General features: G+C 57.7%; 25 protein-coding genes. 11 read left to right on the plus strand and 14 right to left on the minus strand.

Going from position 1 to position 26,589, the window contains the following annotated elements; all coding sequences use genetic code 11:
* Positions 1–54 precede the first annotated feature (54 nt).
* Both DX909_RS07155 and DX909_RS29985 read left to right on the plus strand, forming a co-directional pair.
* Positions 55–291, plus strand: a complete 237-nt coding sequence (locus DX909_RS07155; protein WP_128544464.1) for a hypothetical protein — start codon at positions 55–57, stop codon at positions 289–291.
* A gap of 74 nt (positions 292–365) precedes the next feature.
* Complete coding sequence (locus DX909_RS29985; RefSeq protein WP_262707505.1) at positions 366–500, plus strand: hypothetical protein; 135 nt, start codon at positions 366–368, stop codon at positions 498–500.
* A gap of 49 nt (positions 501–549) precedes the next feature.
* On the opposite strand, the gene DX909_RS07160 is transcribed toward DX909_RS29985, so the two are convergent.
* Complete coding sequence (locus DX909_RS07160; RefSeq protein WP_128544465.1) at positions 550–1,152, minus strand: DNA-3-methyladenine glycosylase; 603 nt, start codon at positions 1,150–1,152, stop codon at positions 550–552.
* A gap of 125 nt (positions 1,153–1,277) precedes the next feature.
* On the opposite strand from DX909_RS07160, the gene DX909_RS07165 reads away from it, so the two are divergent.
* Positions 1,278–2,357, plus strand: coding sequence for a saccharopine dehydrogenase family protein (locus tag DX909_RS07165; protein ID WP_128544466.1), 1,080 nt, complete (start codon positions 1,278–1,280; stop codon positions 2,355–2,357).
* 5 nt (positions 2,358–2,362) lie between these two features.
* Here DX909_RS07165 and DX909_RS07170 read toward each other — a convergent pair whose 3' ends face one another.
* On the minus strand, positions 2,363–3,253 hold the full coding sequence (locus DX909_RS07170) for a YicC/YloC family endoribonuclease (RefSeq protein WP_128544467.1): 891 nt from the start codon (positions 3,251–3,253) through the stop codon (positions 2,363–2,365).
* Positions 3,254–3,269: 16 nt separating this feature from the next.
* Positions 3,270–4,370, minus strand: a complete 1,101-nt coding sequence (pdxA, locus tag DX909_RS07175; protein ID WP_128544468.1) for a 4-hydroxythreonine-4-phosphate dehydrogenase PdxA — start codon at positions 4,368–4,370, stop codon at positions 3,270–3,272.
* A gap of 77 nt (positions 4,371–4,447) precedes the next feature.
* On the opposite strand from pdxA, the gene DX909_RS07180 reads away from it, so the two are divergent.
* Genes DX909_RS07180 through DX909_RS07190 form a run of 3 tightly spaced genes read left to right on the plus strand, consistent with a single transcriptional unit; the run spans position 4,448 to position 6,883 of the window.
* Complete coding sequence (locus tag DX909_RS07180; protein ID WP_128544469.1) at positions 4,448–5,389, plus strand: NAD(P)-dependent oxidoreductase; 942 nt, start codon at positions 4,448–4,450, stop codon at positions 5,387–5,389.
* A complete protein-coding gene (locus tag DX909_RS07185) occupies positions 5,386–6,207 on the plus strand; it encodes a serine hydrolase (RefSeq protein WP_229310978.1) in 822 nt (273 codons plus the stop codon). Before DX909_RS07180 ends, DX909_RS07185 begins: the two co-directional genes overlap by 4 nt.
* A gap of 1 nt (position 6,208) precedes the next feature.
* Entirely contained in the window at positions 6,209–6,883 is a 675-nt protein-coding gene (locus tag DX909_RS07190) for a uracil-DNA glycosylase family protein (RefSeq protein WP_128544470.1), read from the plus strand.
* Positions 6,884–6,948: 65 nt separating this feature from the next.
* Here DX909_RS07190 and DX909_RS07195 read toward each other — a convergent pair whose 3' ends face one another.
* Entirely contained in the window at positions 6,949–7,506 is a 558-nt protein-coding gene (locus DX909_RS07195) for a lipocalin-like domain-containing protein (protein WP_229310979.1), read from the minus strand.
* A gap of 268 nt (positions 7,507–7,774) precedes the next feature.
* On the opposite strand from DX909_RS07195, the gene DX909_RS07200 reads away from it, so the two are divergent.
* Entirely contained in the window at positions 7,775–8,095 is a 321-nt protein-coding gene (locus tag DX909_RS07200) for a heavy metal-binding domain-containing protein (protein ID WP_128544472.1), read from the plus strand.
* A gap of 49 nt (positions 8,096–8,144) precedes the next feature.
* Here DX909_RS07200 and DX909_RS07205 read toward each other — a convergent pair whose 3' ends face one another.
* The 3 genes from DX909_RS07205 to DX909_RS07215 all read right to left on the minus strand — a co-directional run bounded on the left by DX909_RS07205 (position 8,145) and on the right by DX909_RS07215 (position 12,149).
* Complete coding sequence (locus DX909_RS07205) at positions 8,145–9,155, minus strand: porin family protein (protein WP_128544473.1); 1,011 nt, start codon at positions 9,153–9,155, stop codon at positions 8,145–8,147.
* 327 nt (positions 9,156–9,482) lie between these two features.
* Complete coding sequence (locus DX909_RS07210; RefSeq protein ID WP_128544474.1) at positions 9,483–11,012, minus strand: P-loop NTPase family protein; 1,530 nt, start codon at positions 11,010–11,012, stop codon at positions 9,483–9,485.
* Positions 11,013–11,045: 33 nt separating this feature from the next.
* Positions 11,046–12,149, minus strand: coding sequence for a vWA domain-containing protein (locus DX909_RS07215; RefSeq protein ID WP_128544475.1), 1,104 nt, complete (start codon positions 12,147–12,149; stop codon positions 11,046–11,048).
* A 244-nt stretch (positions 12,150–12,393) separates the two neighbouring features.
* Between DX909_RS07215 and thrA the strand changes: the two genes are divergently transcribed.
* Entirely contained in the window at positions 12,394–14,856 is a 2,463-nt protein-coding gene (gene thrA, locus DX909_RS07220; RefSeq protein WP_128544476.1) for a bifunctional aspartate kinase/homoserine dehydrogenase I, read from the plus strand.
* 12 nt (positions 14,857–14,868) lie between these two features.
* Here the strand turns inward: thrA and DX909_RS30025 are convergent, their stop codons facing one another.
* The gene (locus DX909_RS30025) at positions 14,869–15,081 is read right to left on the minus strand and encodes a type II toxin-antitoxin system HicA family toxin (protein WP_128544477.1); all 213 of its coding nucleotides are present in this window, start codon (positions 15,079–15,081) and stop codon (positions 14,869–14,871) included.
* A complete protein-coding gene (locus DX909_RS07230) occupies positions 15,081–15,287 on the minus strand; it encodes a type II toxin-antitoxin system HicB family antitoxin (protein ID WP_128544478.1) in 207 nt (68 codons plus the stop codon). Before DX909_RS07230 ends, DX909_RS30025 begins: the two co-directional genes overlap by 1 nt.
* A 98-nt stretch (positions 15,288–15,385) precedes the next feature.
* Here DX909_RS07230 and DX909_RS07235 point away from each other — a divergent pair, with 98 nt between their 5' ends.
* Entirely contained in the window at positions 15,386–16,315 is a 930-nt protein-coding gene (locus DX909_RS07235; protein ID WP_128544479.1) for a homoserine kinase, read from the plus strand.
* Between the two features lie 234 nt (positions 16,316–16,549).
* Positions 16,550–18,100: a capsule assembly Wzi family protein gene (locus DX909_RS07240; protein ID WP_128544480.1), complete on the plus strand. Its 1,551-nt coding sequence runs from the start codon at positions 16,550–16,552 to the stop codon at positions 18,098–18,100.
* 9 nt (positions 18,101–18,109) lie between these two features.
* Here the strand turns inward: DX909_RS07240 and DX909_RS07245 are convergent, their stop codons facing one another.
* The 3 genes from DX909_RS07245 to tsaE form a co-directional block, all read right to left on the minus strand.
* Positions 18,110–18,517, minus strand: coding sequence for a hypothetical protein (locus tag DX909_RS07245; protein ID WP_128544481.1), 408 nt, complete (start codon positions 18,515–18,517; stop codon positions 18,110–18,112).
* A gap of 6 nt (positions 18,518–18,523) precedes the next feature.
* Entirely contained in the window at positions 18,524–19,735 is a 1,212-nt protein-coding gene (locus tag DX909_RS07250) for an alanine dehydrogenase (protein WP_128544919.1), read from the minus strand.
* A 100-nt stretch (positions 19,736–19,835) separates the two neighbouring features.
* A complete protein-coding gene (tsaE, locus tag DX909_RS07255; protein ID WP_128544920.1) occupies positions 19,836–20,246 on the minus strand; it encodes a tRNA (adenosine(37)-N6)-threonylcarbamoyltransferase complex ATPase subunit type 1 TsaE in 411 nt (136 codons plus the stop codon).
* Positions 20,247–20,370: 124 nt separating this feature from the next.
* Here tsaE and DX909_RS07260 point away from each other — a divergent pair, with 124 nt between their 5' ends.
* The gene (locus DX909_RS07260; protein WP_128544482.1) at positions 20,371–21,402 is read left to right on the plus strand and encodes an oxidoreductase; all 1,032 of its coding nucleotides are present in this window, start codon (positions 20,371–20,373) and stop codon (positions 21,400–21,402) included.
* A 100-nt stretch (positions 21,403–21,502) separates the two neighbouring features.
* Here the strand turns inward: DX909_RS07260 and DX909_RS07265 are convergent, their stop codons facing one another.
* Entirely contained in the window at positions 21,503–23,230 is a 1,728-nt protein-coding gene (locus tag DX909_RS07265) for a RagB/SusD family nutrient uptake outer membrane protein (RefSeq protein ID WP_128544483.1), read from the minus strand.
* A gap of 27 nt (positions 23,231–23,257) precedes the next feature.
* Complete coding sequence (locus tag DX909_RS07270; protein ID WP_128544484.1) at positions 23,258–26,515, minus strand: SusC/RagA family TonB-linked outer membrane protein; 3,258 nt, start codon at positions 26,513–26,515, stop codon at positions 23,258–23,260.
* Positions 26,516–26,589 lie beyond the last annotated feature (74 nt).

Here is a 26,589-nt window from a genome sequence, read left to right on the forward strand (position 1 = left end):
TTCCGAACAAAACCGACGTTTACGGGTTGATTCCGTAATCAACACGCTCAACGTATGAAAACGAAACAATGGATTCTGGGACTCGCCCTGACGATGATGGCAGGTTCCTTTACGGCAGGCTGCAGTTCGAAGACGGACCGTAAAGCCGACGATGTTCAGGACGAATACAAGGATGTCGTTGAAGCCCAGGAAGAGGGCGACTCCGCCGATGTGAAGGATGAACAGGCGGAACTGGACTCGGCCCGCCAGGACTACAAGGAACTGGCCAAAGACTCTACCCGCAGGAAGTGACCCATTAGCGGCCGTTTACTAAAATCAACCGTTCACCAAAACCATCCGGCCCGACAACCGGTTATATGGCTACGATGACACAAGAAAACCCTGAAGACTTCTATCCTGAGGAGGAACCGGAAACCGAAGCGGTCTCAAACGATTCGGCACTTGATCCTGAGATCGTTACCAGTTCAACTCAGCAGGAAAAAGGCGATAAGGACAAATGATCTGGAATGAATACAGCCACCGGCACAGACCTTCGGGTCTGTGCTTTTTTTATTTCCGGCTCACATACGGATTGTTTTTCACGTAAAACCGGTACGGCAGGTCGGCGCCCTGGGTGATGCCGATCCGGGTGGTGGTTACCATCTCGAAATCAGGCAGCACCGGGCCGCGGATATGCACCCGCCCGGCCTGGGCGTCGGATCCGGCCAGGTATTCGAAATTGTGGTCCCGACTGATGCCCATGGCAATCACGAGTTTTCCGGGGCCGCTGCACAGGCCGCGCAGGCCCGCCCGCGTGCCGGGGTCGAGGTTGCGACGCAGCCCCATGAGGTCGAGCCCCTCAGTCGGCTGGAGCGCCCGGATCAGGACGGCCTCCCCTACCCCCTCCGGCCCGGTAACTACATTCATACAATAGTATACTCCGTAAATGAGGTAAACGTACAGCGTCCCGGCCGGGCCGAACATGGGGGCGTTGCGGTTGGTTTTCCGGACATAGGCGTGGCAGGCGGGGTCGCCGGTCAGGTAGGCTTCCGTTTCGACGATGATGCCGGCCGTCGTTCCATCTTCGTGTTCATGCACCAGTTCACAGCCCAGCAGGAGCTGCGCCAGGGTAAGCGTATCGTGTCGTTCGTAAAAATCGAGGGGTAACTTCATTTGTTAAATTTCATACGTGAACGCGAAGGGGCAAAGAATTTTCCGTTAAACTTAGGGACCATTTCGCGCCCGGGGATTCCTTCCTCTTATACGGTGCATCAACTTCATCACCCCTGCTGTCGTCTATGAAAAACGTACTTGTCGTCGGGTTGGGAAAAGTCGGCTCGCTGGTCGGCATTCTGCTCGGCAAGCGGTTCAGCGTCACCGGTTTCGACCGGCACAAACCCGCCCTGGAGCTTCCGTTCCCGGTCATTCAGGGGAACGTCACCGACGAAAAGACCCTCACCGAAACGCTCGGAGCCTTCGACGCCGTCGTTTCCTGCCTCCCCTACAACCTCAACCTCCCGATTGCCGAAGCGGCTTTTAAGCTGGGCCTCCACTACTTCGACCTGACCGAGGACGTCCCGACCACGACGGCCATCCGGAAGATGGCGAAGACCGCAAAGGCCGTCATGGCACCCCAATGCGGTCTGGCTCCCGGCCTGATCGGCATCGTGGGCGCCGATCTCGCCAAACGGTTTACGCGGCTTCGCGATATCGAACTGCGGGTGGGCGCCCTGCCCCGCTACCCGAACGGTCTGCTGGGCTACTCCTTCACCTGGTCGCCGGCCGGGGTCATCAACGAATACCTGAACGACTGTGAAGTGATCTCGAACGGCGCCCGCAAAATGGTGCCGGCGCTGGACGGCATCGAGCATATCAACATTGAAGGGCAGGAATTTGAAGCGTTCAGCACGTCGGGCGGTCTCGGAACGATGTGCGAGAGCTTTGAAGGAAAGGTCGATACGCTCAATTACAAAACCATCCGCTACCCCGGCCACGCCCGCCTGATGCGGTTTCTGCTGTATGAACTGATTCTGAAGGAGCGACGCGAACAGGTGGAGGAAATCCTGACGACAGCCAAACCGCCGGTGCAGGACGACGTGGTGTATGTATATGCCGTCGTCGAAGGCTGGAAAGACCGGGAACTGGCGCGGGAGGAATTTTTTCGGGCCTACCATCCCCGCCGGATCGACGGCCGGCCCTGGCGGGCCATCTCCTGGACCACCGCCGGGTCGGTGGCCGCGGTGGTGGAGCTGGTGGCCGACGGCCTGCTGCCCCAGAAAGGCTTCCTCAAACAGGAAGACATCCCCTTCGACGCCTTCCTCGAAACCCGCAACGGCCAGTTTTTCCGAAGCGGGCAGGAAGAAGGAAGCCTGGTGTAATGAACCTAAATCACGTTCATCGTCTGCTCCTTGATCTTTTCCAGTTCATCTTTCATCTGGACGACGTGCCGCTGGATGGCGGCATCGTTGGCTTTGGAGCCGATGGTGTTGATCTCGCGGCCGATTTCCTGGGCGATGAAGTTGAGCTTCTTGCCGTTGGCCTCCTCGGTCGCCAGCACTTCCAGAAAATACGACAGGTGGTTTTTCAGCCGGACTTTTTCTTCGGAGATGTCGAATTTCTCGATGTAATAGATCAGTTCCTGTTCGAAGCGGTTCTGGTCGAACTCGTCGCTGATGAGCAGCTCGGTCACCATGTTCCGGACCCGCTCGCGAACGGCCGGGATCCGCTTCACGTCCTGCTCCTCGATCTGGGCCAGGCGGTCGCTGATGGACTGGATGTATTCGCCGAATTTCGTTTCCAGGGCCCGGCCTTCCTGGGTTCGGAACTCGTCGCACTTCCGGATGGCTTCGAGCACCGTCTGGTGCACGACTTCCCAATCGCTCTCGCTGGTTTCGCCCACCGTGGCCGCTTCGGTATTGAAGGCGTTGGGTTGCTGAAGGGCCAGTTTGAACAGGTCCGCATCCGGCACATCGAGCAGCATACCGTGGGCGGTTTGCCGGAGGTCGTTCAGATACGCTTCCACGAGCGGCCGGTTCACCGATACGCCGGGGCGCAGGTCGGTGGTCCGGTTGATGTTCAGGGAGAGTTCCACTTTCCCCCGTTCGAGCCTTTGGGTCAGCAGGTTACGAAGTTCGACCTCCTTGTCGGAAAAGGTTCTTGGAATCCGGCAGTAAATATCCAGAAACTTTGAATTCAGGGTTTTCAATTCGGCGGAGACCGTCAGGCCATTGGATTCCTGAGTGGAGCTGCCGAATCCGGTCATTGATTTTAGCATAAGGGCCGGTTACGGTTTATTTTTCTACGGGTTGTCCTTTCTTCAGCGATTCCTGCTCAATTTCAGCCATTTCTTTTCGGTACCGTGCCACATCGCAGGCCAGGAAGATGGCGTGGAGCATGGACGTTTCGTCGGCCTGGTTTTTCCCGGCGATGTCATAGGCGGTGCCATGATCCGGGGAAGTCCGGACGACGGGCATCCCGGCCGTAAAGTTCACGCCCTCGTCGAAGGCGATCGTTTTGAACGGAATCAGCCCCTGGTCGTGATACATCGCCAGCACGGCATCGTAGTTCCGGTAGGCTTTCGTACCGAAGAAACCGTCGGCGGGAAGGGGTCCGTAAACCAGCTGCCCCTTATTCCGCAGTTCCTGAATCAGCGGTTTCAGTACTTCCTGCTCTTCCGTGCCGATCAGCCCCTCCTCGCCCGCGTGCGGGTTCAGACCCAGCACCGCGATGCGGGGTTTGCGGATGCCGAAATCGTTCCGCAGCGAGTACTGCATGAGCTGGATTTTCTGAAGCACTTTTTCCTTCGTGATGCTCGAACGGACCCGCCCCAGCGGAATATGACCGGTGACGACCCCCACACGGAGGGCGTCGCTGACCAGAAACATCAGGTTTTCCTTCACCTCGAAGGCATCGGCGAAAAACTCGGTATGTCCCGGAAATTTAAATTCTTCGGTCTGGATGTTGTACTTGTTGATCGGGGCCGTCACGACGGCGTCGATATGGCCGGCTTTGAGGTCTTCGGTGGCCCGCTGCAGGCTGGCCAGGGCGGCCTGCCCGGCTTCGGGGGTCACTTTGCCCGGCTGGATGTCGCTGTTCTGATCGTTCCAGCAGGTGATGACGTTGGTGAATTTGTGGTTGACCTGCCCGGCGTGCTGAATCCCGTTGAGGTTCCAGTCCTTCAATTGAAGCAGGCCGCGGTATTTATTCAGGATACGCATCGACCCGTAAATGATCGGCGTACATATTTTCTGCAATCGGTTGTGTTGTAATGCTTTCAGGATCACTTCCGGTCCGATGCCGTTGTAATCGCCCAGCGTTATTCCCAGAACGAACCGGTGGTCCGGCGACTCCGGCTGACGATCGTTTTTCTTCTCTGATTGGCGCGGTTCCATCTAAGTTTGTTAGTTTCGCCCTCTGACCACAACCCGCAAAGGCGTGGTTTTTTGCGCAAGTTAATAAAACCCGACGGATGTCACAGAACCGACCTATAATCCTGATCGCCGATGAAATGCATCCCTCCCTGTTTACCATGCTCGACGGTGCAGGAGCCGCCTACCATTATGACCCCCACATTTCCCGGCTGAATCTGGTCGGGCAGATCGCCGGATACGATGGCCTGATCATTCGGAGTAAAACCACCGTCGATGAGGAGATACTGGAAAAAGCCGGCCGCCTGCGGTTCATCGGGCGGGCCGGGGCCGGCCTCGACCTGATCGACCTCCAGGCCGCCGAACGCCGGGGCATCCGGGTGTTTCACGCGGGCGAAGGGAACCGCGACGCAGTGGCCGAACACACGGTCGGGATGCTGCTCGCCCTGCTGGCTCATATCGCCAAAGCCGACCGCGAGGTGCGACGGGGTATTTGGGACCGCGAAGGCAACCGGGGCCGCGAACTGGGCCGAATGACCGTGGGCATCATCGGCTACGGAAACAACGGCCGCGCCACCGCCCGTCGGCTCAGCGGCTTCGGCTGCCGGGTGCTGTGCTACGATAAATACCTGACGCAGTACGGCGGAGCCTACGCACAGGAAGCCGAGCCGGAACAGATCATGGAGGAAGCCGACGTGCTTAGCCTCCACATTCCCCTGACCGACGAAACCCGCCTGATGGTCGACGACGCCTGGATCGGCCGGGCCGGAAAGCCGTTCTATCTGATCAATATCGCCCGGGGCGAAATCGTGTCGCTGCCGGCGCTGGTCCGGGGTCTTCAGAGCGGCAAGGTGCTGGGGGCGGGCCTGGATGTGCTGGAAAACGAAAAACTGAACAAACTGACGCCCGACCAGCAGGAGGCTTTCGATTACCTTCGGCATTCGGACCAGGTCATCCTGACGCCCCACGTGGCCGGCTGGACGCAGGAAAGTTACGTACGCATCAACGAGGTACTGGTCCGCCAGCTGAAAGAGGTCATATGAAGATTCTGATGTTTCTGCTGCTGCCCCTGCTGGCCTCCGCCCAGCCGCTGACCGAATCGCTGAACGCATACCTGCAAAAGCTGCCGCCGACGGTGCGGGTCAGTCTGGCGGTGGAATCGCTGTCCGACAGCACGGTGGGCTATTTTCATCAGGCAGACGAAGCGGTTCCTTCGGCCAGCGTCATCAAAATTCCGATTCTGATCGAGGCCATGGAGTGGGTGAAGGCCGGCCGCATCAACCCCGACGAAAACCATATTCTGCTGGATTCCGAAAAAACCGGAGGCTCGGGCATTCTGGCCACCTACCCCCACCGCACCCGGGTCTCCTACCGTGACGTCATGACCCTGATGATGACCCACAGCGACAATACCGCCACCAACCTGCTGATCGCGGAAATCGGTATGGAAGCCGTCAACGCCCGGATGCGGCAGCTGGGCCTGACCCAAAGCCGCCTGAACCGGGTCATGATGGATACGCTGGCGGCCCGTCAGGGACGGGAAAACCGGGTTTCCTGCCGGGAGATGAATCTGCTGCTGAAAAAAATCTACCGCCGTCAGGTCGCCACGCCGGCCCTCTGCGACGAAATGCTCGACATCCTGAAACGCAACGAAGACACCCTGACCATCCGGCGGTTCCTGCCCCGCTCGACGGTGATCGCCCACAAGACCGGCGGTCTTGCCTACGTCCGGGGGGATGCCGGGATCGTCTTCGCTCCCAGGCCGTTTCTGTTCACGGCCTTCGTCCAGGGAACCAACACCGGCGATGCGGAACGGATCATCGGTGAGCTGGCCGCCCTGTGTTTCAAACAGTTCCAATAAGATGAAAACCTTCGCGGAGCAGGCCATCGACTATTACGTCCATCTGAGCGAACCGGCCCGTCTGCCGCCGGGGGTCGGGGTAATGAATCCGTACCGGCAGCCGGAGGTACAGACCATCGTCCGGCAGTTTTTCGGAACCTACTTCCACGACGACCGGCCCCGGGTGTTCGTGCTGGGCATCAATCCCGGCCGGTTCGGGGCGGGCGTGACCGGCATTTCGTTCACTACCCCCCAGAACCTGAAGCGGTATTGCGGCATCGACAACGACCTGCCGCCTACCCCGGAACTGTCGAGCCGGTTCATTTACCGGATGATCGAGGCTCTGGGTGGGGCGAAGGCGTTTTACGGACGGTTTTTTCTGACCTCCCTGTTCCCGCTGGCGCTGGTGAAAGACGGCAAAAACTACAACTTCTACGACGACCGGGCCACGACCGAAGCTCTCTGGCCCACCATCACCGAAACTGTCCGCCGGCAGCTCGACTTCGGCAGCGACCGCCGGGTGGCCGTCTGTCTCGGCCGCAAAAACGAAACCTATCTCAAACGGCTGAACGACCAGCAGGGCTTCTTCGACCGGATCGAAACGCTGGACCATCCCCGGTATATCCTTCAATATAAAAGCCGCGAGGCCGACACCTACCTGGAGAAATACATCCGGACGCTGAGCGACTGGTTATAAGGCACATTCCCAAAAAACGGAAAGCCCGCCGGATGGGCGGGCTTTGCTATGGTGGAGACAGGAGATTAAGCCTTCTTGAATTCGATCGTGATCGTATCGTCTTTGCCGTCGCCGTCGATGTCGTCCATCGGAGAAGACCATTTCATGGTGCTTCCGGAGAATTCGGCATCATACACCGTCGAGGTGCCGTCGCCGTCGGTGATCGTTACCTTGTTGCCTTCGACTTTCCATTTGGAGTTGTTTCCGGCCGGGTTGTAATCATCGACATCCGCCGATTGGCATTTTGGAGAATCGACCCCGGTGACGGTACCGTTGCCGTTGAAGATAATTTTGATGTCGGTCAGACAGGCAATCATTTTGGTCCCTTCACCGCCCGGAATGGCCTGGAACAGGACAAACAGGTCGCTGGTTTTGGTCCCGTTGCCGAGGTCGATCGGCGTGCTGGTTTTCATGCCTGAAATTTTCCAGCTTCCTTCAATGGCGCTGGGTTTAACATCCGGATCGCCGTCGCCGTCGCTGTCTTTCTTACAGCCGGTAAACCATACCGACAGAGCCATCAGCATCACCAGGGTCCAGCTAAAACGGAATTGCACTACGTTCATCAGTACTGATTTTGTTTTCATTGTTGTTTACAGATTGAAGAGGTTTTTTTTTGATTTCGACTGCAAAGATGATCAGGGGGTAATTAATTAATGCAAGGTCCTTGAGCGAACGGTCGGCGGTTTGAGCAAACGGTAACTTCCTTTCCCTTAACTTGCCGCTCGTATCGGAAAACATTTACTCCGTGTAGCCCTGAGAAAGTCCATGTAACTCTGTTTTTTCTCCATGCTGCCGAAATATAATTTTGAAGTATTCAAATCAAACGAAAACTGAGGTACCCAGACATCTCCTATGCTGATAACGACTACCCCCAACATTGAAGGCAAACAGATCGTACAGTACATTGGCCTCGCCAACGGAGAAGCCATCATCGGCTCCAATCTGATCAAGGACTTCTTCGCTACCGTGCGCGACGTAGTGGGCGGGCGGTCGGCCGCGTATGAACAGGCCCTGCGGGAAGCGAAAAGTATTGCGCTCAAGGAAATGACCGAACAGGCCATGCGTCTGGGGGCCAATGCCATCATCGGCGTGGATCTCGACTACCAGACCATCGGAGGAAACGGCGGTCTGCTGATGGTCAGCGCCAACGGGACGGCGGTGATCGTTGAATGAAAAAAGGGGATGAGAGCGATCTCATCCCCTTTTTTCATATGGATCTATCTTATTTTCCCAGGGGAATGATGTAGCCCACCGAGACCGTTCCGATCATCGGATTGACGTAATCGGCCGGCGTTTTCTCTGCGTTCGTTCCCAGACCGTAGTTAAACCGGCCTTCGATCAGCAGGGAGCCGGGTCCGAGGGGCAGGGAAGCTCCGATTCCGCCCGTGGCGCCGTATTCCAGCCGCCCGTCGACGTTCTTATAATCATCCTTTTCGGTCTGGCTCTCCCCGGCATACTTCATCTTCAGCTGCCCGTTCAGCCCGTAGCTGATATACGGCCCGGCGTTGACGAAAACCCTGGCTTTCCGCCCGAACGACAGCTTCAGCAGCAGCGGCACTTCCACCGCGTTGGCATCCATCTGCAATTCAAACTTTTCGCCCTGCACACTGGCCGCATATTTGACCGTCCGGCGCGTATACAGAATCTCCGGCTGAACCGAGAAGACCGAGCTGAAACCGTAGTTCACAATAACGCCCGCCGTGAAACCGGGGACCGTTTCTTCCTTCAGATCAACTTCTTCAAAGCTGGCGACCGACTCATTCAGGATCAGGTTGGCACCGCCCCGCAGACCGACGGAAAGGCCCTTGCCGGATGCCGAGCCGGAGGCTGCCGGACGAGTCGGTTTCTCGGGACGTGCCGGTTTCTCGGCCCGGGCCGTCGCGTTCTTTTTGCCGGCCGCCGGTTTGGTGGTGGTCGTCGCGGAGGTCGTGGGGGCTTCAGCGGCCGGGGTCGTGGTCTGCTGGGCTACGACGGTTTCGGTAGCGGGAGCAGCCGCCGGTGTTGGGGCCGGAGTGGCGGCCGCTACGGTCGGTTTCGCAACCGGTTTTTTGGCCGCCGTGACGGGCTTTTTGGCCGCGGTCGTCGCCGGTTTCGGTTTGGCGGCCGTTGTGGTTGCGGTAGTTTTGGCGGTAGTGGTAGCCGGTTTGGCCGGGGCGGTTTTCGGTTTCGTGGTCTGAGCCTGAACGGTCAGCCCGGCGGCCACCAGACAGAGGGTGAAAAAGGTAGATTTCATCGCTTGTTCCAATTAGTATTTGTTGTTTTACTGTTGCCGCAAAATTAGAGCGCGGCAGCATCCGGCCCAAGCGCGAAACTACGTGATTTGGATCGGGTAGTTTCCCGTATTATTCCATAAAGAAGGCCCTTCAACATTCATTATTCCATATTCATTATTCGATATTCACTATTTCAACACGCCATCCGCCAAAAACGAAAAATTCGTTATTCCGTATTCATCATCCGATCTTCGACATTCTCCACAGTCGGAAAAATCGAAAAATGAATGATGAATACGGAATAACGAACTTTGAAGGGGCCTCCCGAAAGTTGAGGATGCGGAGAATCAGAAACGATCCTCGTCGTCATCGTCTTCCTCCCCGAAGCGGTTGCCGGGGCTGAACATGCTGCCGAGCAGGTCCTTGAACTGCTGGCCGGTATCCAGGGCTTTTTTACCGACGAGCGAATGTTCGGCCAGGCCGTGCAGGGCGAATTCCATCATGAAGAGTTTCTCCTGGCGGCTTAGTCTCGGGTGCAGTGAATCGACCAGATCATCCAGGCCGTCGATGGACCGCAGGCGATTTTCGTATTCCCGGGTCGGCAGGTCGTTCAGGAATTCCATGATGTTGCCGTCGCCGAACCAGTCCGTCACTTTTTTATAAGGGTTTCCGCCTTTCTGCTTCTTGGCCTTCTCCGGGTTGGGGAAGTAGTTGAGAAACTGAGTCCGGATGGCTTTCCCGATCAGGTTCTGCGCCACGATGACCGGCCCTTCCACTTCGCCTTCATAGACCAGCTCCACCTTTCCGCAGATGGCCGGCACGACCCCGTAGAGGTCCGTGATGCGCACGTAGGTTTCGCGCTCGGCATTCAGGAGCGCCCGGCGTTCGGCCGCGGACAGCAGGTTTTCGTAGGCCGAGATGGTCAGACGGGCCGACACCCCGCTCTTGGAATCGACATATTCACTCTCGCGGGCTTCAAGGGCCACCTGTTCGATGAGGTCGGCGATGAGGTCGTTGGTCTTCACCAGTCCTTTCTGTTCGGTCTTGATGATGGCCTCTTGCTGGGTGATCTTCTTGCCGATTTCGAGCGACTTCGGATAGTGCGTCACGATCTGGCTGTCGATCCGGTCTTTCAGCGGGGTCACGATGCTGCCCCGGTTCGTATAATCTTCCGGGTTGGCCGTAAATACGAACTGGATGTCGAGCGGCAGGCGGAGCTTGAAGCCCCGGATCTGAATGTCGCCTTCCTGCAGGATGTTGAACAGCGACACCTGAATCCGGGCCTGTAAATCCGGCAGTTCGTTGATGACGAAAATACACCGGTGCGACCGCGGAATCAGGCCGAAGTGAATGGTCCGTTCGTCGGAATAGGGCAGTTTCAGCGTGGCGGCCTTGATGGGGTCCACGTCGCCGATGAGGTCGGCCACCGAGACGTCAGGGGTGGCCAGTTTTTCGGTATAGCGGTCGTCGCGGTGCATCCAGGCGACGGGCGTGTCGTCGCCCTTTTCGGCGATCTGGTCATGGGCGTAGCGCGACAGCGGCTGCATGGGGTCGTCGTTCAGTTCGGACCCGGCCACGACCGGAATGTATTCGTCCAGCAGGTTGATCATCAGGCGGGCAATCCGGGTTTTGGCCTGCCCGCGCAGACCCAGCAGGTTTATGTGGTGCATGGAAAGGATGGCCCGTTCCACGTCCGGAATGACGGTATCTTCATACCCCCAGATACCCGGAAACACCACTTCCTTCTCCCGGATCTTTTCGATCAGGTTTTCGCGAAGCTCCTGTTTGATGGTCCGGGGGCGGTACCCGGCGGCTTTCAGTTCGCCGAGGGTTTTGATTTTCAGCAACTCCTTACTCTTCAGGGATGAATAGCTCATGAAATGAATTACTTGCGTAGGTAATGGTAGTAGTTATTTAATATTCTTCCGGCGGTTGCGCTGGAAGTCCTCGAACATCATATTGCCCAGCCCCTGCAGGCTGCTGTAATAGGCCCGCCCGTTGTTCACCTTGGTAAACTCGTGCACGAACTGCTTCAGGTAGGGGTCGGTGGCGATCATGAAGGTCGTAATGGGAATGTCGAGACGACGGCACTGGGCCGCCAGCGTCAGCGTTTTGGAGACGATTTTCCGATCCAGCCCGAAGCTGTTTTTGTAATACCGGATGCCTTCTTTCAGACAGGTCGGCTTTCCGTCGGTGATCATGAAAATCTGCTTGTTCTTGTTCTTCCGACGGCGCAGCAGGTCCATCGCCAGTTCCAGCCCGGCCACGGTATTGGTATGGTACGGCCCGACCTCCAGATACGGCAGGTCCTTCACCTGAATCTGCCAGGCGTCGTTTCCGAATACGATGATGTCGAGGGTATCTTTCGGGTATTTCTGCTTGACGAGTTCGACCAGGGCCATCGCCACCTTTTTGGCGGGCGTAATGCGGTCTTCTCCGTACAAGATCATGGAGTGGCTGACGTCGATCATCAGCACCGTGGAGGTCTGGGTTTTCTGTTCCTTTTCGACCACCTCCAGATCGCGCTCCATGAGCGTAAACTCCTCTACTCCGCTGTTGATCTGGGCGTTACGGATCGACTCGGTCATCGAAATCTGTTCGAGGGTGTCGCCGAACTGGAAATCGCGCAGGTCGCTGGAGAGTTCGTCTCCGGCGCCTGAATACGGCGTGTGGTGATTCCCGCCGGATTTGGACCGCTTCAGTTTTCCGAATATCTCCTCCAGGGCCGACCGCCGGATGGTCTGTTCACTTTTGGCCGTCATCGCGAGCGTTCCCTCTTCGTTCTGCTCGGTCAGATAGCCCTTTTCTTTCATCTCATCGACAAAATTGCCGATGCCGTACTTGTCGTCGGTGAGGCCGTAGCGCCGGTCGAGTTCATTGAGGTAGGCCAGCGCCTGCTCGACATTGCCGGACGTCATCAGCAGCAATTGCTGGAAGATATTCAGCAGCTGATCAAATTTTCCGCCCTCTTTCTGCTCGGGCGGGATATATTCGGAAAATTCAAATCCTTTCATACGATGGCGGTCCGTGACTGGTGGTCAGTTGTTGGGAAAACAGCAGGTTCAGCGTATTTGTTCGGCCCGGCGGGTGGAACGGCAATGAATCGGCTTATTAAATTTATAAAATAAAAATCATTCCTCCACCCCGCCTGCATTTTCCCTATATTTGCGGTTCCTCACCCTTCATCCAACAACGACAGAAATAGTTGATTGACAAAACTTCTTTGTTTTGTCCGAGTGAAATCAGAATTCCCACTGTATGAATGTTTTGAAGTTCGGCGGAACGTCCGTAGGGTCAGTAGAAAGCATCAGGCAAGTCATCCGCATTATCGAAAACCACCGGCAGAACGGCGACACCCTCGGGGCGGTCGTGCTGTCGGCCATGGGGGGAGTCACCAATCAGCTGATCGAGATCGGCCAGATGGCGGCCGAGGGCAATACCGATTACCTCGAACTGGTCCGGCGGATCGAAGACCGGCATTTCAACGTCATCAAGGGGCTGATTCCGGTCAAAGAGCAGAGCAAGGTGTTTGCCACGGTCCGGGGAACGGTCAACGAACTGGAAGACCTGCTGCGGGGGGTGTCCCTGATCCGGGAGCTTTCCGTCCGGACGATGGACCTGATCATGAGCTTCGGCGAACGGATGTCCTGCCTGGTCGTCAGCGAATGCCTGAAAAGCCGGGGCATTCCGGCCCGGTTCTGCGACGCCCGCGGACTCATCAAAACCGATGCCCAGTTCAGCATGGCCGAGGTCGACTATCCGACGACCAATTCGTTGATTCAGGATTATTTTTCCGCGATCGGCACCGACCTCCCCATCGTGACGGGCTTCATCGGATCGACGCCTAAAAACGAGACCACGACCCTCGGACGGGGCGGTTCGGACTATACGGCCTCGATTCTGGGCGCGGCCCTCAACGCCGGCGTCATCGACATCTGGACGGACGTCGACGGCATGATGACCGCCGACCCCCGCAAGGTGCCGAACGCCTTCAACATCCCGACGATCACCTATGCCGAAGCAATGGAACTCAGCCACTTCGGTGCCAAGGTGATCTACCCGCCGAGCCTCCAGCCGGCCTTTGCGAAGAACATCCCCCTCCGGATCCTGAATACCTTCAACCCGGACCACGAGGGCACCGTCATCAGCCGCACCGCCGACCGGCGCGACTACACGATCACCGGTATTTCGTCCATCGACGACATCGTTCTGGTGAACGTCCAGGGCAGCGGGATGATCGGGGTGGCCGGGGTGTCGGCCAAGCTGTTCAGCACGCTGGCGCACTATAAAATCAGCGTCATCCTGATCTCGCAGGCTTCGTCCGAACATTCCATCTGTTTCGCCATCGACCCCCGCAACGCCGACCATGTCCGGGATATTCTGGAAGCCGAGTTCGCTTCGGAAATCGAACACGCCCACATTGACAACATCAGCATCGAACGCGACCTGTCGATCATCGCCATCGTGGGCGAGGGCATGAAGAAAAGCTCCGGGATTGCCGGAAAGCTGTTTTCGGTACTCGGCAAAAACGGGGTCAACATCGTGGCGGTGGCCCAGGGTTCCTCGGAGATCAACATTTCGGTGGTGATCAACCGGAACAACCTCTCGAAGGCGCTCAACGCGATTCATAACGTCTTTTTCCAGTCGGAAGCCCGCATCCTGAACCTGTATCTGGTCGGTACGGGCCTGATCGGCCGGACGCTGTTGCAGCAGATTCAGTCGCAGTATGAATTTCTCCGGAACGAAAAGCTGCTGCGGGTTTGTCTGGTCGGGGTCGCCAATACCAAAAAGATGCTGCTCGACCCGAAGGGCATCGATCTCGACAAATGGCAGGAACGGGTGCTGACCGAGGGCGTCACCACGTCCGTGTCCGCCTTTGTGGAGCAGATCAAGTATTACAACCTGCCGAACAGCGTTTTTATCGACTGCACGGCCGACAAGGATATTCCCCTTTTTTACGAACCGCTGCTGAATGCGAACGTGTCGGTCGTAACCCCGAACAAGGTCGCCAACTCCGGTCCGTATGAGGAATACCGCCGGCTCCAGCGGACGGCCGTCCGGCGGGGCGTAAAATTCCTGTATGAGACCAACGTGGGCGCCGGCCTGCCGGTAATCAACACCCTGCAGGGCCTGATGACCTCCGGGGACCGGTTCCTGAAGATCGAGGCCATCCTCTCCGGCACGCTCTCCTACATCTTCAACACCTTCCAGCCCGGCGTCTCGTTTGCGTCGGTGGTGCGGGAGGCCAAGGAAAAAGGCTTTACCGAACCCGACCCCCGCGAAGACCTGAGCGGCATGGACGTGGCCCGGAAAATTCTGATTCTGGCCCGCGAAGCCGGTTTTCCTCTGGAGCCGTCCGATGTGACGATCCGGCCCCTGCTGCCCGAAAGCTGCATGCAGGCGCCGACCATCCCGGCTTTTTTCGAAGAACTGGAGCGCAATAACGATTTTTTTGAGAACCTGCTGGGTACGGCCGAAAACCGCAACGAAAAACTGCGCTATGTGGCCTCCCTGGAAAACGGCAAGGCGGTGATCGAACTGCGGCCGGTCGGGCTCGACCACCCGTTCTACTTCCTGTCCGGTGCCGACAACATCATCTCGTTCACGACGGAGCGGTATAAGGAGCGGCCGCTGGTGATCAAAGGCCCCGGTGCCGGTGCCGAAGTGACCGCGACGGGCGTTTTCGCCGACATGGTCAGCATCGGTAGTTATCTGGCCTGAACCGAGGCTACTTTATAAATCCTCAGGTTTTAGTCCGGTTTTTCGGGCAATTTTAGAGAGCATTACCGGCCCGATTTCGTCACCATCGTGGAAAGCAAAAACGTAATCGGGCCAATCGGAGCGTTCCAGGATTCGATGAGAACCACTTTGACGTTTTATTCGCCAACCAATCGTTAACAAGGCAGACAATACCAATCGGGCTTTGGTCAAAGGCCATCGGAGCATCAGACAGCAAGTGAAAAAAGAGGTGATAAATCAGGAACAGACTCTCCATTTTCAAGTCGTTCTGCAATGACTCTCAGGGCGAGGGCTTCCACTAAGGTAATGGCCTGTTCGCGCGTTTTGCCATAAGCGAGAACACCGGGCAACTCCCCTATTTCGGCAATCCAGCGCCCGTCATCTTCCCGATCAAGCTCAATGGTATAGTTCATAGGCCGAAAACGAGGCTCACATTTGTCTATCTAAATGACAAAACAATTGAAAAATCGGCAATAAACCACTAAAATTGTCCCTCTTTTTAGCTTGTCCTGTGGATTCGATCAAAGTCTTTGCCCCCGCCACCGTAGCCAACGTCGCCTGCGGATTCGATATTTTCGGTTTCGCCGTCGACAGTCCCGGCGACGAACTCATCGTTCGGAAAAGCAGCCAGCCGGGTGTGCGGATCAAAGCCATCGTCGGGGATGAAGGCCGTCTGCCGCGTCAGGCCGAACGAAACACGGCCGGCATCGCCATCCAGTCGTTTCTCCAGCACATCGGTTCGGAGCAGGGCATCGAGATGATCCTGCACAAAAAAATGCCGCTCGGCAGCGGTCTGGGCTCCAGTGCGGCCAGTGCCGTTGCCGGGGTGTTCGCCATCAATGAACTGCTCGGCCGTCCGCTGAAGAAAATCGACCTGCTGCCTTTCGCCATGGAGGGCGAGCGGCTGGCCTGCGGCTCGGCCCACGCCGACAACGTGGCCCCCTCCCTCATGGGCGGCTTCGTCGTCATCCGTAGCTACAACCCGCTGGATATCATCACCATCGACACGCCCAACCAGTTGTACGCCACCATCGTTCACCCGGACATCGAAGTCAATACGAAGGACGCCCGCTTCATTCTGAAGAACGAGGTGTCGATGAAAAACACCATCACCCAGATGGGGAACGTCGCCGGGCTGATCGCCGGGCTGATGAAACCCGACTACGACCTCATCGGCCGGTCGATGGTCGATGTGATCATAGAGCCCATCCGCGCCATTCTCATTCCCGAATTCAACCAGGTCAAACAGGCGGCTCTCGACGCCGGTGCGCTGGGTTGCAGCATTTCCGGCTCCGGCCCCTCGATGTTCGCCCTGAGCGGTGACCCGGACACCGCCCGGAGAGTCGGCAAAAGTATGCAGGCCGCCTTCTCGGCCGTCGGCATTGCCAGCGAAGCCTACGTTTCCGGCATCAATCAGGAAGGCCCCCGCGTCATCGAGTAGCCCGAAAAACGGAACAATATTTGTATAGCCAATTAATTAGTGAATTGCCCTGCGGAACATTAAGGGTATTTTACTAAGTAATCGGCTATTGCCTTATTATCAGGAGTCTATCCACATAATAAATATTGAGGCCTGTTAGTAAGTAAATCAACCGGATTGACCGGGAACTTCAGTTAATTTAAACTACGACTCACCGTGCTCTTCTGAAACGTGTATTTTTTTTAACCCTCCTGCATGAGAGCACTGTTACTGCTGATTTTCTGCCCACTTATTTTGAGAGGGCAACCCACTATAGAAACCCGCCCGACCCGGCTGTTTGCGGAACTGGGCGGCTTTTACTCTACCTCCGGCCACACCCCCTTCTGGCTGCGGGCCAACCAGTTCGGCATCGTTCCCGGTAAAGCCCCATACGCCACGATGCGGGTCGGTATTCGGCAGGACTATCGCTATTACCCCGTTTCCGACTCCGCCCCTTCCCGTCGGGCCGACCTGTTCGGATGGGGATATGGCGTGGAAGCCGTCGGAAACGTCGGCCCGGCCGGCCAGACGCAGGTCATTCTGCCGGAAATCTACGTCCGGGCAAAATTCTCTATTTTCGAGGTGATGGGCGGCCGTCGGCGCGAAATTGCCGGCCTGGTGGATTCGACGCTGAGTTCGGGATCCTACAGCTGGTCGGGCAACTCGCTGCCGGTTCCGAAGATCCAGATTTCACTGCCTGACTATACGCCGATCGGTTTTACAAAAGGAATCCTCTCCTTCCGGGGCAATTTTGCCCACGGCTGGTTCGAGGGCGACCGCTTCGTCCGGAATTCCTACCTGCACCAGAAATCCCTGTACGGCCGGTTGGGCAAACCGAACTGGCCGATCAAGCTGTACGGCGGTTTCAACCACCAGGTCATGTGGGGCGGCCGGACCGACCAGCTCACGGAAGGGCTGGCGAAAAACGGCCGGCTTCCGTCCCGATTGCAGGATTTTGCCTATGTCGTCGTGGGGAACAGTCTCGGTCGAATCCTGAACGTCGATACCACCCGCTACAGTACGTTCGACCGGGAAAACCGGGTAGGGAACCACCTCGGCACCCTCGACCTCGGGATGGAAATCAGTACGAAGAAGTTTTCCATCCTTCTGTACCGCCAGTCTTTATATGAGGACGGTTCGCTGTTTTATTTCACTAATTTCGACAGCGGCCTCCAGGGCCTTAACTACCAGAAGATGAAACCGGCCCTGGAAGACGGCCTGAACGGGATTCGCTACCGGAATCTGAATCCGGCCCGGACAGGATTCCGCATCACGGGGGCGGCCCTCGAATTTCTCTTCACCAAAAGCCAGGGGGGCGGAACGTTCAACGGTGCCGTTCGCGGCCGCGACAACTATTTCAACCACGCCCAGTTCCGGGACGGATGGTCGTATTTGGGCCGGGGCATCGGCACGCCGTTCATCACCCCGCTGACGGAGGTGCGCCAGGGCCTGTCCAGTTACGGCTATTTTGCCAACAACAGGGTTCGGGTCTATCACGCGGGGATTCAGGGCGCCTTTGCCAAAAACTGCGTCTTCCGGGCCAAATTCTCCTATAGCGAAAACTATGGAACCTACGATCAGCCCTTCCCGAAAATGATGCCGCAGTTTTCTTCCATGGTATCGTTCGAAATACCCGTGGAGCCGAGCGGCTACCTGATCACGGTCTCGGCGGCCGCCGACCAGGGCGACCTGCTGCCGAGGAGCCAGGCGGTATTCGCCGGCGTGCGAAAAACCTGGGATTTCTACAAATACCGGGTCCGACAGTAAGCGGCCCGCTCAGTCTTCCGGAAACGGGATGAAGATAAACCCTGCGAACTCGCCGTCGACTACAAACAGACAGCAGTATTCGTCCGGGTTTTTATAATTTTCCCTGAACAGATCGACGGACTCGGCCCCAACGAGCCGGCGCTGAACGAATTCGTCGAGCAGCGAAGCCCGGTAACTCCATTCGTTATCGGCCAGTTCCTTCGCGCCGAGGAACAGCTGGCCGATGTCCACGTCTTTCCGGGAGGCCACAAAAATCGGATTTTCGGTAAAGCCGCGTTTGCGGATCTGGTAGGACGCTTCCCGTAGAACCTCGGCCACCTTCACGAAGTCGCCGGAAACGGCACTCATCAGCTTCCGGTTGAGGTCCGGCGAGTTGGCGTCGTCCAGGATGGTATTTTCATTGCTGTGATGAATCATGGCGTGTTATATTCTGGCGGCCAGCAGGAGCGTCAGGTCCTTGTACCGCATATTGTACTTCTTTGCGATATAGGCGTTGGTCAGCAGCCCGTTATGGCTGTATACGCCTTTCATGAACCAGCGGTTGGCAAACATCATCTCCTCGATGCCGCCGATGGTCCCTGTCTGTAACAGGAAAGGCAGAAAAATGTTGCTGAGCGCGAGGCTGGCGGTGTGGGCCACCCGGGAAGCGATGTTGGGTACGCAGTAATGCAGGACGTCGTGCACCTTATACACCGGATTTTTGTGGGTGGTCATCCGGGAAGTTTCGAAGTTGCCGCCCTGATCGATGGACACGTCGATGATGACCGCGTCGAGCTTCATGTGCGAGATCATTTCCTCGGTTACGACCACCGGGCTGATGCCGTCCTCGGCCCGCATGGCGCCGATCACCACGTCGGCCCGCTGAATGGCTTCCGAGAGCGTGTCGGTTTCGATGATCGAGGTGTAGATGTGCTGCCCGATGGCGTATTTCAGCCGCTGGAGTTTGTAGATGTGCTTGTCGAAGATCTTGATTTCCGCCCCCAGGCCCAGGGCGGTCCGGGCGGCATACTCGGCCACGGTTCCGGCACCGAGGATGACCACTTTGGTCGGCGGCACGCCCGTAATACCACCGAGGATAACGCCCCGGCCATTGTTGGCGCTGCTCAGGTATTCACCGGCGATCAGCATGACGGTGCTGCCGGCAATCTCGCTCATGGCCCGGATGACGGGCAGTCCGCCGACCCGGTCCTCGATGTATTCGTAACCCAGGGCGGTGATCTTGCGGGCGTTCAGCCGCTCGAAATAATCCCGGCCGTGGTTGGGCAGGTTCACCGCCGAAATCAGCGTACTGCCGTTTTTAATATAATCGAACTCCCGGTCGACCAGCGGCTCTACCTTCAGAATCAGGTTGGCGTTGTACACCTCCTTCGTGGAGGGAACCACCTGCGCACCGGCCTCGCTATAGTCCCGGTCGGAAAATTTTGCTCCTTCCCCGGCTCCTTTTTCCACCAGCACCTCATGCCCATTCCGCACCAGGATGGCGACGGCCTCGGGTGTCAGGGCGATCCGGTTTTCCTGAAGGGAAACTTCTTTCGGCAGGCCGATCATCAGACTGCCTTTCTGCTTCCTGACGGCTGCGGGAGACTCCTGCGGATACAGGGCTGTTTGCTTTGCTAATTCTTCAAATCCAGTCACCATACACGGGGATGTATGATTACGAACTTCCTGAGGGAGAACGAAGGAACCGGTGCTACCCGATTACGCCCCTTCCCGTTCCCCGACCGGCGTCCGCAAATCAATCGGTTTCAATCACTCGTTGATCGCCTTCTACCCGAAGGCGTACTGTCCAGGCATCGGGTGGTAATAATCCGGCAATTCGCTCGGGCCATTCGATAAAACACCGGTCGCCGGAGTCAATGTATTCCTCCAGGCCGCTGTCCAGTGCTTCCGTTTCACTGCGAAGCCGGTAACAGTCAAAATGATAAACGGGTTCACCCTCAGGGGTGACATATTCGTTGACAATCGAAAAGGTCGGGCTTTGAACCGTGCCGGTCACACCCATCCGGCGGCACAGCGCCTTGATGAGCGTGGTTTTTCCCGCTCCCATTTCTCCTTCGAAGAGCCAGACGGAACGGGTTCCGCCCGCTTCGAGCAGCCGATCGGCAATCGTATCCAGCTCATTCAGGTTACGGACGGGTAAGATCATTCGGCAGCATCGGTTCTGAAGTTCAAAGATAGCATTTTTCTCGGTCGTGATGAGTCGGTTCCGGGCGTTGAAGTTCTCCGCATTTTTATTCATCTTCGGCCGTCATTTCATTTTCCTCAACTCTATGCCCCGTACGATTCAGGTAGGCCTCATCGGCTTCGGTCTTTCCGGCCGGTATTTCCACGCACCGTTCCTGACGGTCAACCCGCATTTCAAACTGGCGAAAGTCGTCGAACGAAACCGAAACGAGGCCGAAGCCTTCGACCCCTCCATCAAAACCGTTCGCAGCCACGAAGACCTGCTCGGCGATCCGGGCCTCGACCTCATCATCGTCGGAACGCCCAACGATACCCACTACCCCTACGCCAAAGCCGCCCTCGAAGCCGGTAAGCACGTGCTGATCGAAAAGCCGTTCGCCAATACCGCCGGGCAGGCCCGGGAACTGCTCGACCTGGCCCGCGATCAAGGGCTGGTGGCGATTCCCTACCAGAACCGGCGGTATGACGCCGACTTTCTGACCATCCGGAAACTGCTTCAGGACAACCGGCTCGGCGACGTGGTCGAGTTCGAAGCCCATTTCGACCGCTACCGGCCCGACGTGCTCAACAACTGGAAAGACCAGGACCCCGAGGGCGGTGGAAATCTGCTCAACCTCGGCCCCCACCTGATCGACCAGGCGGTTTGCCTCTTCGGCATCCCCGAGGCCGTGCAGGGCGAAGTCCGGACCATCCGCAAAGGAGCCAAACTGGACGATTATTTCGACATCCGGCTGTTTTATCCCGACAAACGGGTTCTCCTGAAATCCTCGATGCTGGCTCCGGACAACAGCCTCCGCTACGTCATCCACGGCACCCGGGGCTCCTTCGTCAAGCACGGACTCGACATTCAGGAAGAAACGCAGCGGAAAAACATCCTGCCGGACACCCCCGACTGGGGCCGCGAGCCGGAAAGCCAGTACGGCACGCTCACCACCGCCGACGGCCGGACCACCCTTCCGAGCGAAGCCGGGAACTACCACCATTTCTACGATAATCTGTACGCGGCCATCGTGGGAGAAAAGCCGCAGGAAGTGACTCCTGAGCAAATCCACGCCGTCATCCGCATCATGGATCTGGCCTGGGAAAGCACCCGGGAGCGGAAGGTGATGGCCTTTTAGGCAGGCTGAAAAAAGCCAATAAAAGCCGGGAGGCTGTCCTTCGCGGAAGATCATTCCAGCGAAGGACAGCCTCCCGGCTTTTTTACTATATCCGGCTTTCTCAGTAGCCCGGATTCTGCGTCAGCGTCGGTTTTCCGTTTTTCTGGCTGTTCAGGATTTCCTGCAGCGGGATCGGGAAATATTCGTGCTTGCCTTTCACGAAGGTAACGCCCGTCAGATAAGCCCGTTTTTTGGCTTCGGCGGCATAATAGGCGTTCAGCACCTGATCGGCGATGCCCCAGCGCACCAGGTCGAACCGGCGGTGGCCTTCCATCGCGAATTCGAGCCGCTGTTCGAACTGTACGGCTTTGCGGGCCAGCGCCCGGTCGGTCCAGGGCGTCGCGTATTCCCTGATCACGTAGTTGGCGGCCGGTTTGCCGTCGGCCGTCTTGACGAAACCGTCCGGGTTGGCCGCCCGGCGACGGATCTGGTTGACGTAACCCCGGGCTTTCTCCAGATCACCGATTTCCGCTTCGATCTCGGCCAGCCACAGCAGCACGTGCGAATACCGGATCATGCGGTAGTTATTGGCGTTCAGACGGGGGTTGCTGGCGAAGGTGTTCGTTCCGACATCCGAACGGTACATCAGGTGCTTCTTCGGCGAATACGGGCCGCCGTACGCCTGGTCGCGGACGTAGACTTTCCCCGGATGGACGCCCCAGTCCAGGAACGGAATGCCCCGGCGGCCGACCGTCCAGTCCAGACGCGGGTCCACCTGGCCTTCATACGGCGTAAAGGGAGCCGTCGACTCGATGCCCTGGTCGCTTTTCACGTCCTCTTTGTTGAAGTCGTCGAGCAGCGGCAGCCCGTTGGCGTCGGTTTTAAAGGCATTGACCAGGTTCTGGGACGGCTGGAAGAAGCCGCAGCAGGTAGTCACCCCGCCCCCGCCGTACGGGTAGTTCAGTGTCGAACCGATGTTGCCGTTTTCCCCGCCGGATGCTCCGTCGTTCACCGAATACTGAATCTCGAAGATCGACTCGTTGTTGTTGTTGGTGGCCGTGCGGAAGTTGTCGTGATAGTTCGTCATCAGGCGGTATTGCCCGCTGGCGACGATGGCCTCCAGGAGGGTTTTGGCCTCGGCAAACTTCTTCTGGTACAGATACGCCTTCGCCAGCGTGGCTCCGGCGGCCCATTTGGTCGGGCGGCCTTTCTGCGACTGGGTCGTGGGCAGAGCATCGTAAGCGGCCTGAAGGTCGGCGTTGATCTTCGTCCAGATGTCCTCCGTGTTGGTCAGCTTGGTGCTTTCCAGATCGTTCGGGTTGTAAATCTTCTCGTCGATGTACGGCACGTTGTTGTACATCTTTTTCAGCTCGAAGTGATAATGTCCGCGCAGGAACCGGGCCTCGGCCGTGATCTGCTTTACTTCAGCTTCGGTCAGGTCCTTGGCGAGCGGCAGCGTCTGAAGCACGTCGTTGGCCCGGGCGATGCCGTCGTACATCCCCCGCCATTTCCCGCGGAAATAGATGTTGTCCGACTGAATGTTGCCCTGTTCGATGAGCGAGATGGGCGGCTGGTCACCGGCGATGGTACCCTTGTAGGCGTCGTCGGAAGCCACGCTCCCGTACACCCAGTTGTCGGCCCCGACCTGATAGGAGCGGTAGGCGCCTTCCGGCGTCGCCCAGCCGTCGAGAAGCGAATAGGCCCCGATCAGCAGCGCGTTCACCCCGGCCTTGTTCTGCAGGGCGGAGTTGGCAAGGGCCGCCTTCGGCTGCACGTCCAGAAACTTGTCCGAGCAGGAGGTAGCGACAAGGCTACCGGCGACAAATACGGCAATGGTTATCTTTTTCATGGAGTTTCTTCAAAAAAGTCTTTCAGGTTAAAAGCTCAGGTTCAGACCAACCAGCAGCGATTTTGCCACCGGATAGGCGCCACCGTCCACCCCGATCTGACGATCGTTCCCGGCCGTATACGACCGCAGGTTGATTTCGGGGTCCATGCCGGAGTATTTCGTGATCGTGGCGAGGTTCTGGGCCTGAATATACACTGCCGACTGGCCGAGGCCGAGTTTGGAAAGCAGGCTGGTCGGCAGGCTGTAGGTCAGCTGGATATTCTTGAACCGGAAATACGATCCGTTTTCGATGTAATAGGTCGAGGGCTGGATGCTGACCTGGTCGCTCGACCGCAGCTGCGGCAGGATGGCGTCGGTTTTGCCCGGCCGCCAGGAGTCGTACAGCATCCGGGTGCTGCGGTTCCCGGCAAAAGTCGGGAAGTCCGTCCAGTACTTGGTATAGTTGAAGATATCGTTCCCCTGTACGCCCTGTCCGAAGATCGTCAGCCCGAAGTTCTTGTAGTTGACGCTCAGGTTGACCCCGTAGTTGAAGCTCGGGTGCGGGTTGCCGATGATGCTCAGGTCTTTGGTGTCGACCTTGCCGTCGCCGTTCACATCCCGGAACTTGAACCGGCCCGCCTTGTTTTCAGCAGCCGCATTCCCAAACTGAACCGGGTGTTTGGCCGCTTCTTCATCCGACTGGAAAATACCGTCGATGATGTAGCCGAAGAACGACGAGATCGGGTAGCCCTGCTGGGTGACGACGAAGTTCTGAATCCGTTCGTCGTTGATGCCGAAATACTGCGTGGCCGGGTCGCCGGTGGTCCGGACGACGGTGTTCCGGTACGTGCCGAAGTTGACGCCCACGTTGTAGGTCAGCCCCTGCATCACCTGGCCGTGGTAGTTCAGGCCGAGGTCGACGCCCCGGTTCCGCATCTCCCCGATGTTCTGGAACGGCGCCGTAGCGACCCCCTGCGTCAGCGGCACCTGCACCGGGAAGAGCATGTCCGTCGTAGTGCGGGTGTACCAGTCGAAGGAGAGGTCCAGCTTGTTCTTGAACAGAACGGCATCCAGACCGATATTGGTGCTGGTGGTCGTCTCCCACTTGGCTTTGGCGTTCCCGAACTGAGTCAGTTCATAGCCCGGCACGGCGGAGGTCCGGGTGCCGTTGATGTCGTAGAACGACGTGATCGGGTTCGTGCTGAACTGGGTGTAGGGGTTGTAGTTCCCGATTTCCTGGTTCCCGGTCTGGCCCCAGCCGATCCGCAGTTTCAGGTCGTCGACCCAGGTAACCGGCTGCATGAAGGCTTCTTTCGAAATCCGCCAGCCTGCACTCACGGCCGGGAAATAGGCCACGCGGAAGTCTTTGGCGAAGCGAGAAGACCGGTCGCGACGGACGGTCAGGTCGAGCAGGTAGCGGTCGGTGAAGGCGTAGTTCACTTTCCCGAACTCGGAAGCCAGCCGCCAGTTGGAAGCCGTCCCGTTGTTGGTCTGCACCCCCGTTCCGGCGCTCAGGAAGCGGTTGTCCAGATCGTCGACGGCAAAGTTGGTCCGGCTGGCATCGAACGACTCGAAATAGTTCTTGATGGCCTCCGTCCCGACGATCACGTTCAGGCGGTGGTCATTGCCCAGCGACACGTTGTAGGTCAGCGTGTTGTACCAGGTCCAGGTCCACTCGTAGCTGTTGTTGGTCTGGAGGCTGTTCGAACCGCGCGATTCCGGCGACTCGATGTCCCGCAGCGTGTAGTTCTTGAAGTTGTACAGGTTATAATCGATCCCGAAGCTGGTACGGGCCGTCAGGTTCTTCAGAAGGTCGACCTCCCCGAAGGCATTCCCGAACAGGCGGACTTCCTTCTGGATATTGTCTTTATTCCGCCACAGGTCGGCCACCGGGTTCCGGGCATTGTCGAGGTCACCCCCGCGGGCGCCGGCGTAGTAGCCGGAAACGTCGAAGACCGGGATGATCGGCTGAATCCGGTAGGCGAAGGAGATCGGGTTGCTTTCGTTGCTGTTCCCGTTCGGCTGGCCGAGCCGCTCACCGTAGGCTACCTGGAAGTTCTGACCCAGCCGCACGCGCTTGTTGACGTTGAACTCGGTGTTGGCCCGGAGCGAATACCGCTTGTAGCCGGTGTACTTCATGATCCCTTCCTGGTTGAAGTAGTTGACCGACATGGCATAGCGGCCGGCTTCCGTTCCGCCCGAAACGCCGAGCTGGTGGTTCTGGATGGGCGCCGGGTTGAAGATTTCGTCGAACCAGTTGGTCCCCTGCTTGTTAGCCTTGGTAATCAGCCATTTGTTCTTGTTGAAGTCCGGGCTGTCGATGTTGTTCGAGTAGTTGATGTAGTTGCCGTTGGCATCTCTGGCCAGCCGGGGATCCCCCTCCGAGGCCCCGCTCGGGAAGACATAGTCCGGGATGGTCGGCGTGGCGCCGTTACCGAACTGCGAGTGCAGCGGGTTACCGTTGGCGGCCACCGCGCCGGAGTTTCTCCGGGATTCCCAGACCAGCTGTGCATACTCGTTGGTATTCAGCATGTCCAGAAACTTGCCGGGCCGCTGGATGCCGTAGTAGGCATCGTAGGTAAACTTCGGTTTGCCGGCCTTGCCGCGTTTGGTGGTGATGATCACGACCCCGTTCCCGGCGCGGGACCCGTAGATGGAGGCCGCCGATGCGTCCTTCAGCACCTGAATGCTTTCAATGTCGTTCAGGTTCAGGGTGTTGAGGTTGCCTTTGGTAGGCGTTCCGTCGATGACGTAGAGCGGTGAGTTGTCGTTGATCGTCCCGAAACCGCGGATGCGGACCATGACGCCCCCGCCCGGCGAGTTCTCGTTACCGACCTGCACCCCGGCTACCCGGCCCTGGAGCGCCTGACCCACGTTGGTGGCCGGCACCGACAGCAGCTGTTTGGCGTCGACCGTGGCGACGGCCCCGGTAATGTCCTTCTTCGACTGCGTGCCGTAGCCCGTCACGATGACTTCACTCAGGGTCTTGATGTCCGGCTGAAGGGTAACGGTCAGGTCTGTACGATTACCGATGGTAAGGTCCTGCGTGGTGAAGCCGATGGCTGAAATGGTCAGGACGTTCTGGTTGGTCGGTACATTGAGCGTAAAGCGCCCGTCGGCGTCCGAGACTACACCGGTCTGGGTGCCTTTCACAACTACGTTCACGCCCGGCAACGGATTGTTATCGTTCCCGTCGAGAACACGGCCGGTTATTCTGCGATCCTGCGCCCAGGCCGAGATCGTCAGTAACCATGCCAGCAGCACCGACGCGCCCAGGCGCATCGATCTCAGGTAGTAGTTTCTCATAGATTTAGAGAAAGGTTTGAAAGAAAGTAGTGAAACAGAAAACAATAAGTAGAATTACAAGTTACCACTTACGA

This window comes from Larkinella soli, assembly GCF_003703975.1.
Taxonomy (GTDB): domain Bacteria; phylum Bacteroidota; class Bacteroidia; order Cytophagales; family Spirosomataceae; genus Larkinella; species Larkinella soli.

Bases quoted from the DNA above. Each gene is read 5' to 3' on its own strand.
- DX909_RS29985 (WP_262707505.1), top strand. From the start codon at position 366: ATGACACAAGAAAACCCTGAAGACTTCTATCCTGAGGAGGAACCGGAA.
- DX909_RS07190 (WP_128544470.1), top strand. From the start codon at position 6,209: ATGAAAACCTTCGCGGAGCAGGCCATCGACTATTACGTCCATCTGAGC.
- DX909_RS07205 (WP_128544473.1), bottom strand. From the start codon at position 9,155: ATGAAATCTACCTTTTTCACCCTCTGTCTGGTGGCCGCCGGGCTGACC.
- DX909_RS07160 (WP_128544465.1), bottom strand. From the start codon at position 1,152: ATGAAGTTACCCCTCGATTTTTACGAACGACACGATACGCTTACCCTG.
- DX909_RS07185 (WP_229310978.1), top strand. From the start codon at position 5,386: ATGAAGATTCTGATGTTTCTGCTGCTGCCCCTGCTGGCCTCCGCCCAG.
- DX909_RS07195 (WP_229310979.1), bottom strand. From the start codon at position 7,506: ATGAAAACAAAATCAGTACTGATGAACGTAGTGCAATTCCGTTTTAGC.
- DX909_RS07230 (WP_128544478.1), bottom strand. From the start codon at position 15,287: ATGAACTATACCATTGAGCTTGATCGGGAAGATGACGGGCGCTGGATT.
- pdxA (WP_128544468.1), bottom strand. From the start codon at position 4,370: ATGGAACCGCGCCAATCAGAGAAGAAAAACGATCGTCAGCCGGAGTCG.
- DX909_RS07165 (WP_128544466.1), top strand. From the start codon at position 1,278: ATGAAAAACGTACTTGTCGTCGGGTTGGGAAAAGTCGGCTCGCTGGTC.
- thrA (WP_128544476.1), top strand. From the start codon at position 12,394: ATGAATGTTTTGAAGTTCGGCGGAACGTCCGTAGGGTCAGTAGAAAGC.
- DX909_RS07170 (WP_128544467.1), bottom strand. From the start codon at position 3,253: ATGCTAAAATCAATGACCGGATTCGGCAGCTCCACTCAGGAATCCAAT.
- DX909_RS07245 (WP_128544481.1), bottom strand. From the start codon at position 18,517: ATGATTCATCACAGCAATGAAAATACCATCCTGGACGACGCCAACTCG.
- DX909_RS07265 (WP_128544483.1), bottom strand. From the start codon at position 23,230: ATGAAAAAGATAACCATTGCCGTATTTGTCGCCGGTAGCCTTGTCGCT.
- DX909_RS07180 (WP_128544469.1), top strand. From the start codon at position 4,448: ATGTCACAGAACCGACCTATAATCCTGATCGCCGATGAAATGCATCCC.
- DX909_RS30025 (WP_128544477.1), bottom strand. From the start codon at position 15,081: ATGCTCCGATGGCCTTTGACCAAAGCCCGATTGGTATTGTCTGCCTTG.
- DX909_RS07210 (WP_128544474.1), bottom strand. From the start codon at position 11,012: ATGAGCTATTCATCCCTGAAGAGTAAGGAGTTGCTGAAAATCAAAACC.
- tsaE (WP_128544920.1), bottom strand. From the start codon at position 20,246: ATGATCTTACCCGTCCGTAACCTGAATGAGCTGGATACGATTGCCGAT.
- DX909_RS07155 (WP_128544464.1), top strand. From the start codon at position 55: ATGAAAACGAAACAATGGATTCTGGGACTCGCCCTGACGATGATGGCA.
- DX909_RS07260 (WP_128544482.1), top strand. From the start codon at position 20,371: ATGCCCCGTACGATTCAGGTAGGCCTCATCGGCTTCGGTCTTTCCGGC.
- DX909_RS07200 (WP_128544472.1), top strand. From the start codon at position 7,775: ATGCTGATAACGACTACCCCCAACATTGAAGGCAAACAGATCGTACAG.
- DX909_RS07240 (WP_128544480.1), top strand. From the start codon at position 16,550: ATGAGAGCACTGTTACTGCTGATTTTCTGCCCACTTATTTTGAGAGGG.
- DX909_RS07215 (WP_128544475.1), bottom strand. From the start codon at position 12,149: ATGAAAGGATTTGAATTTTCCGAATATATCCCGCCCGAGCAGAAAGAG.
- DX909_RS07270 (WP_128544484.1), bottom strand. From the start codon at position 26,515: ATGAGAAACTACTACCTGAGATCGATGCGCCTGGGCGCGTCGGTGCTG.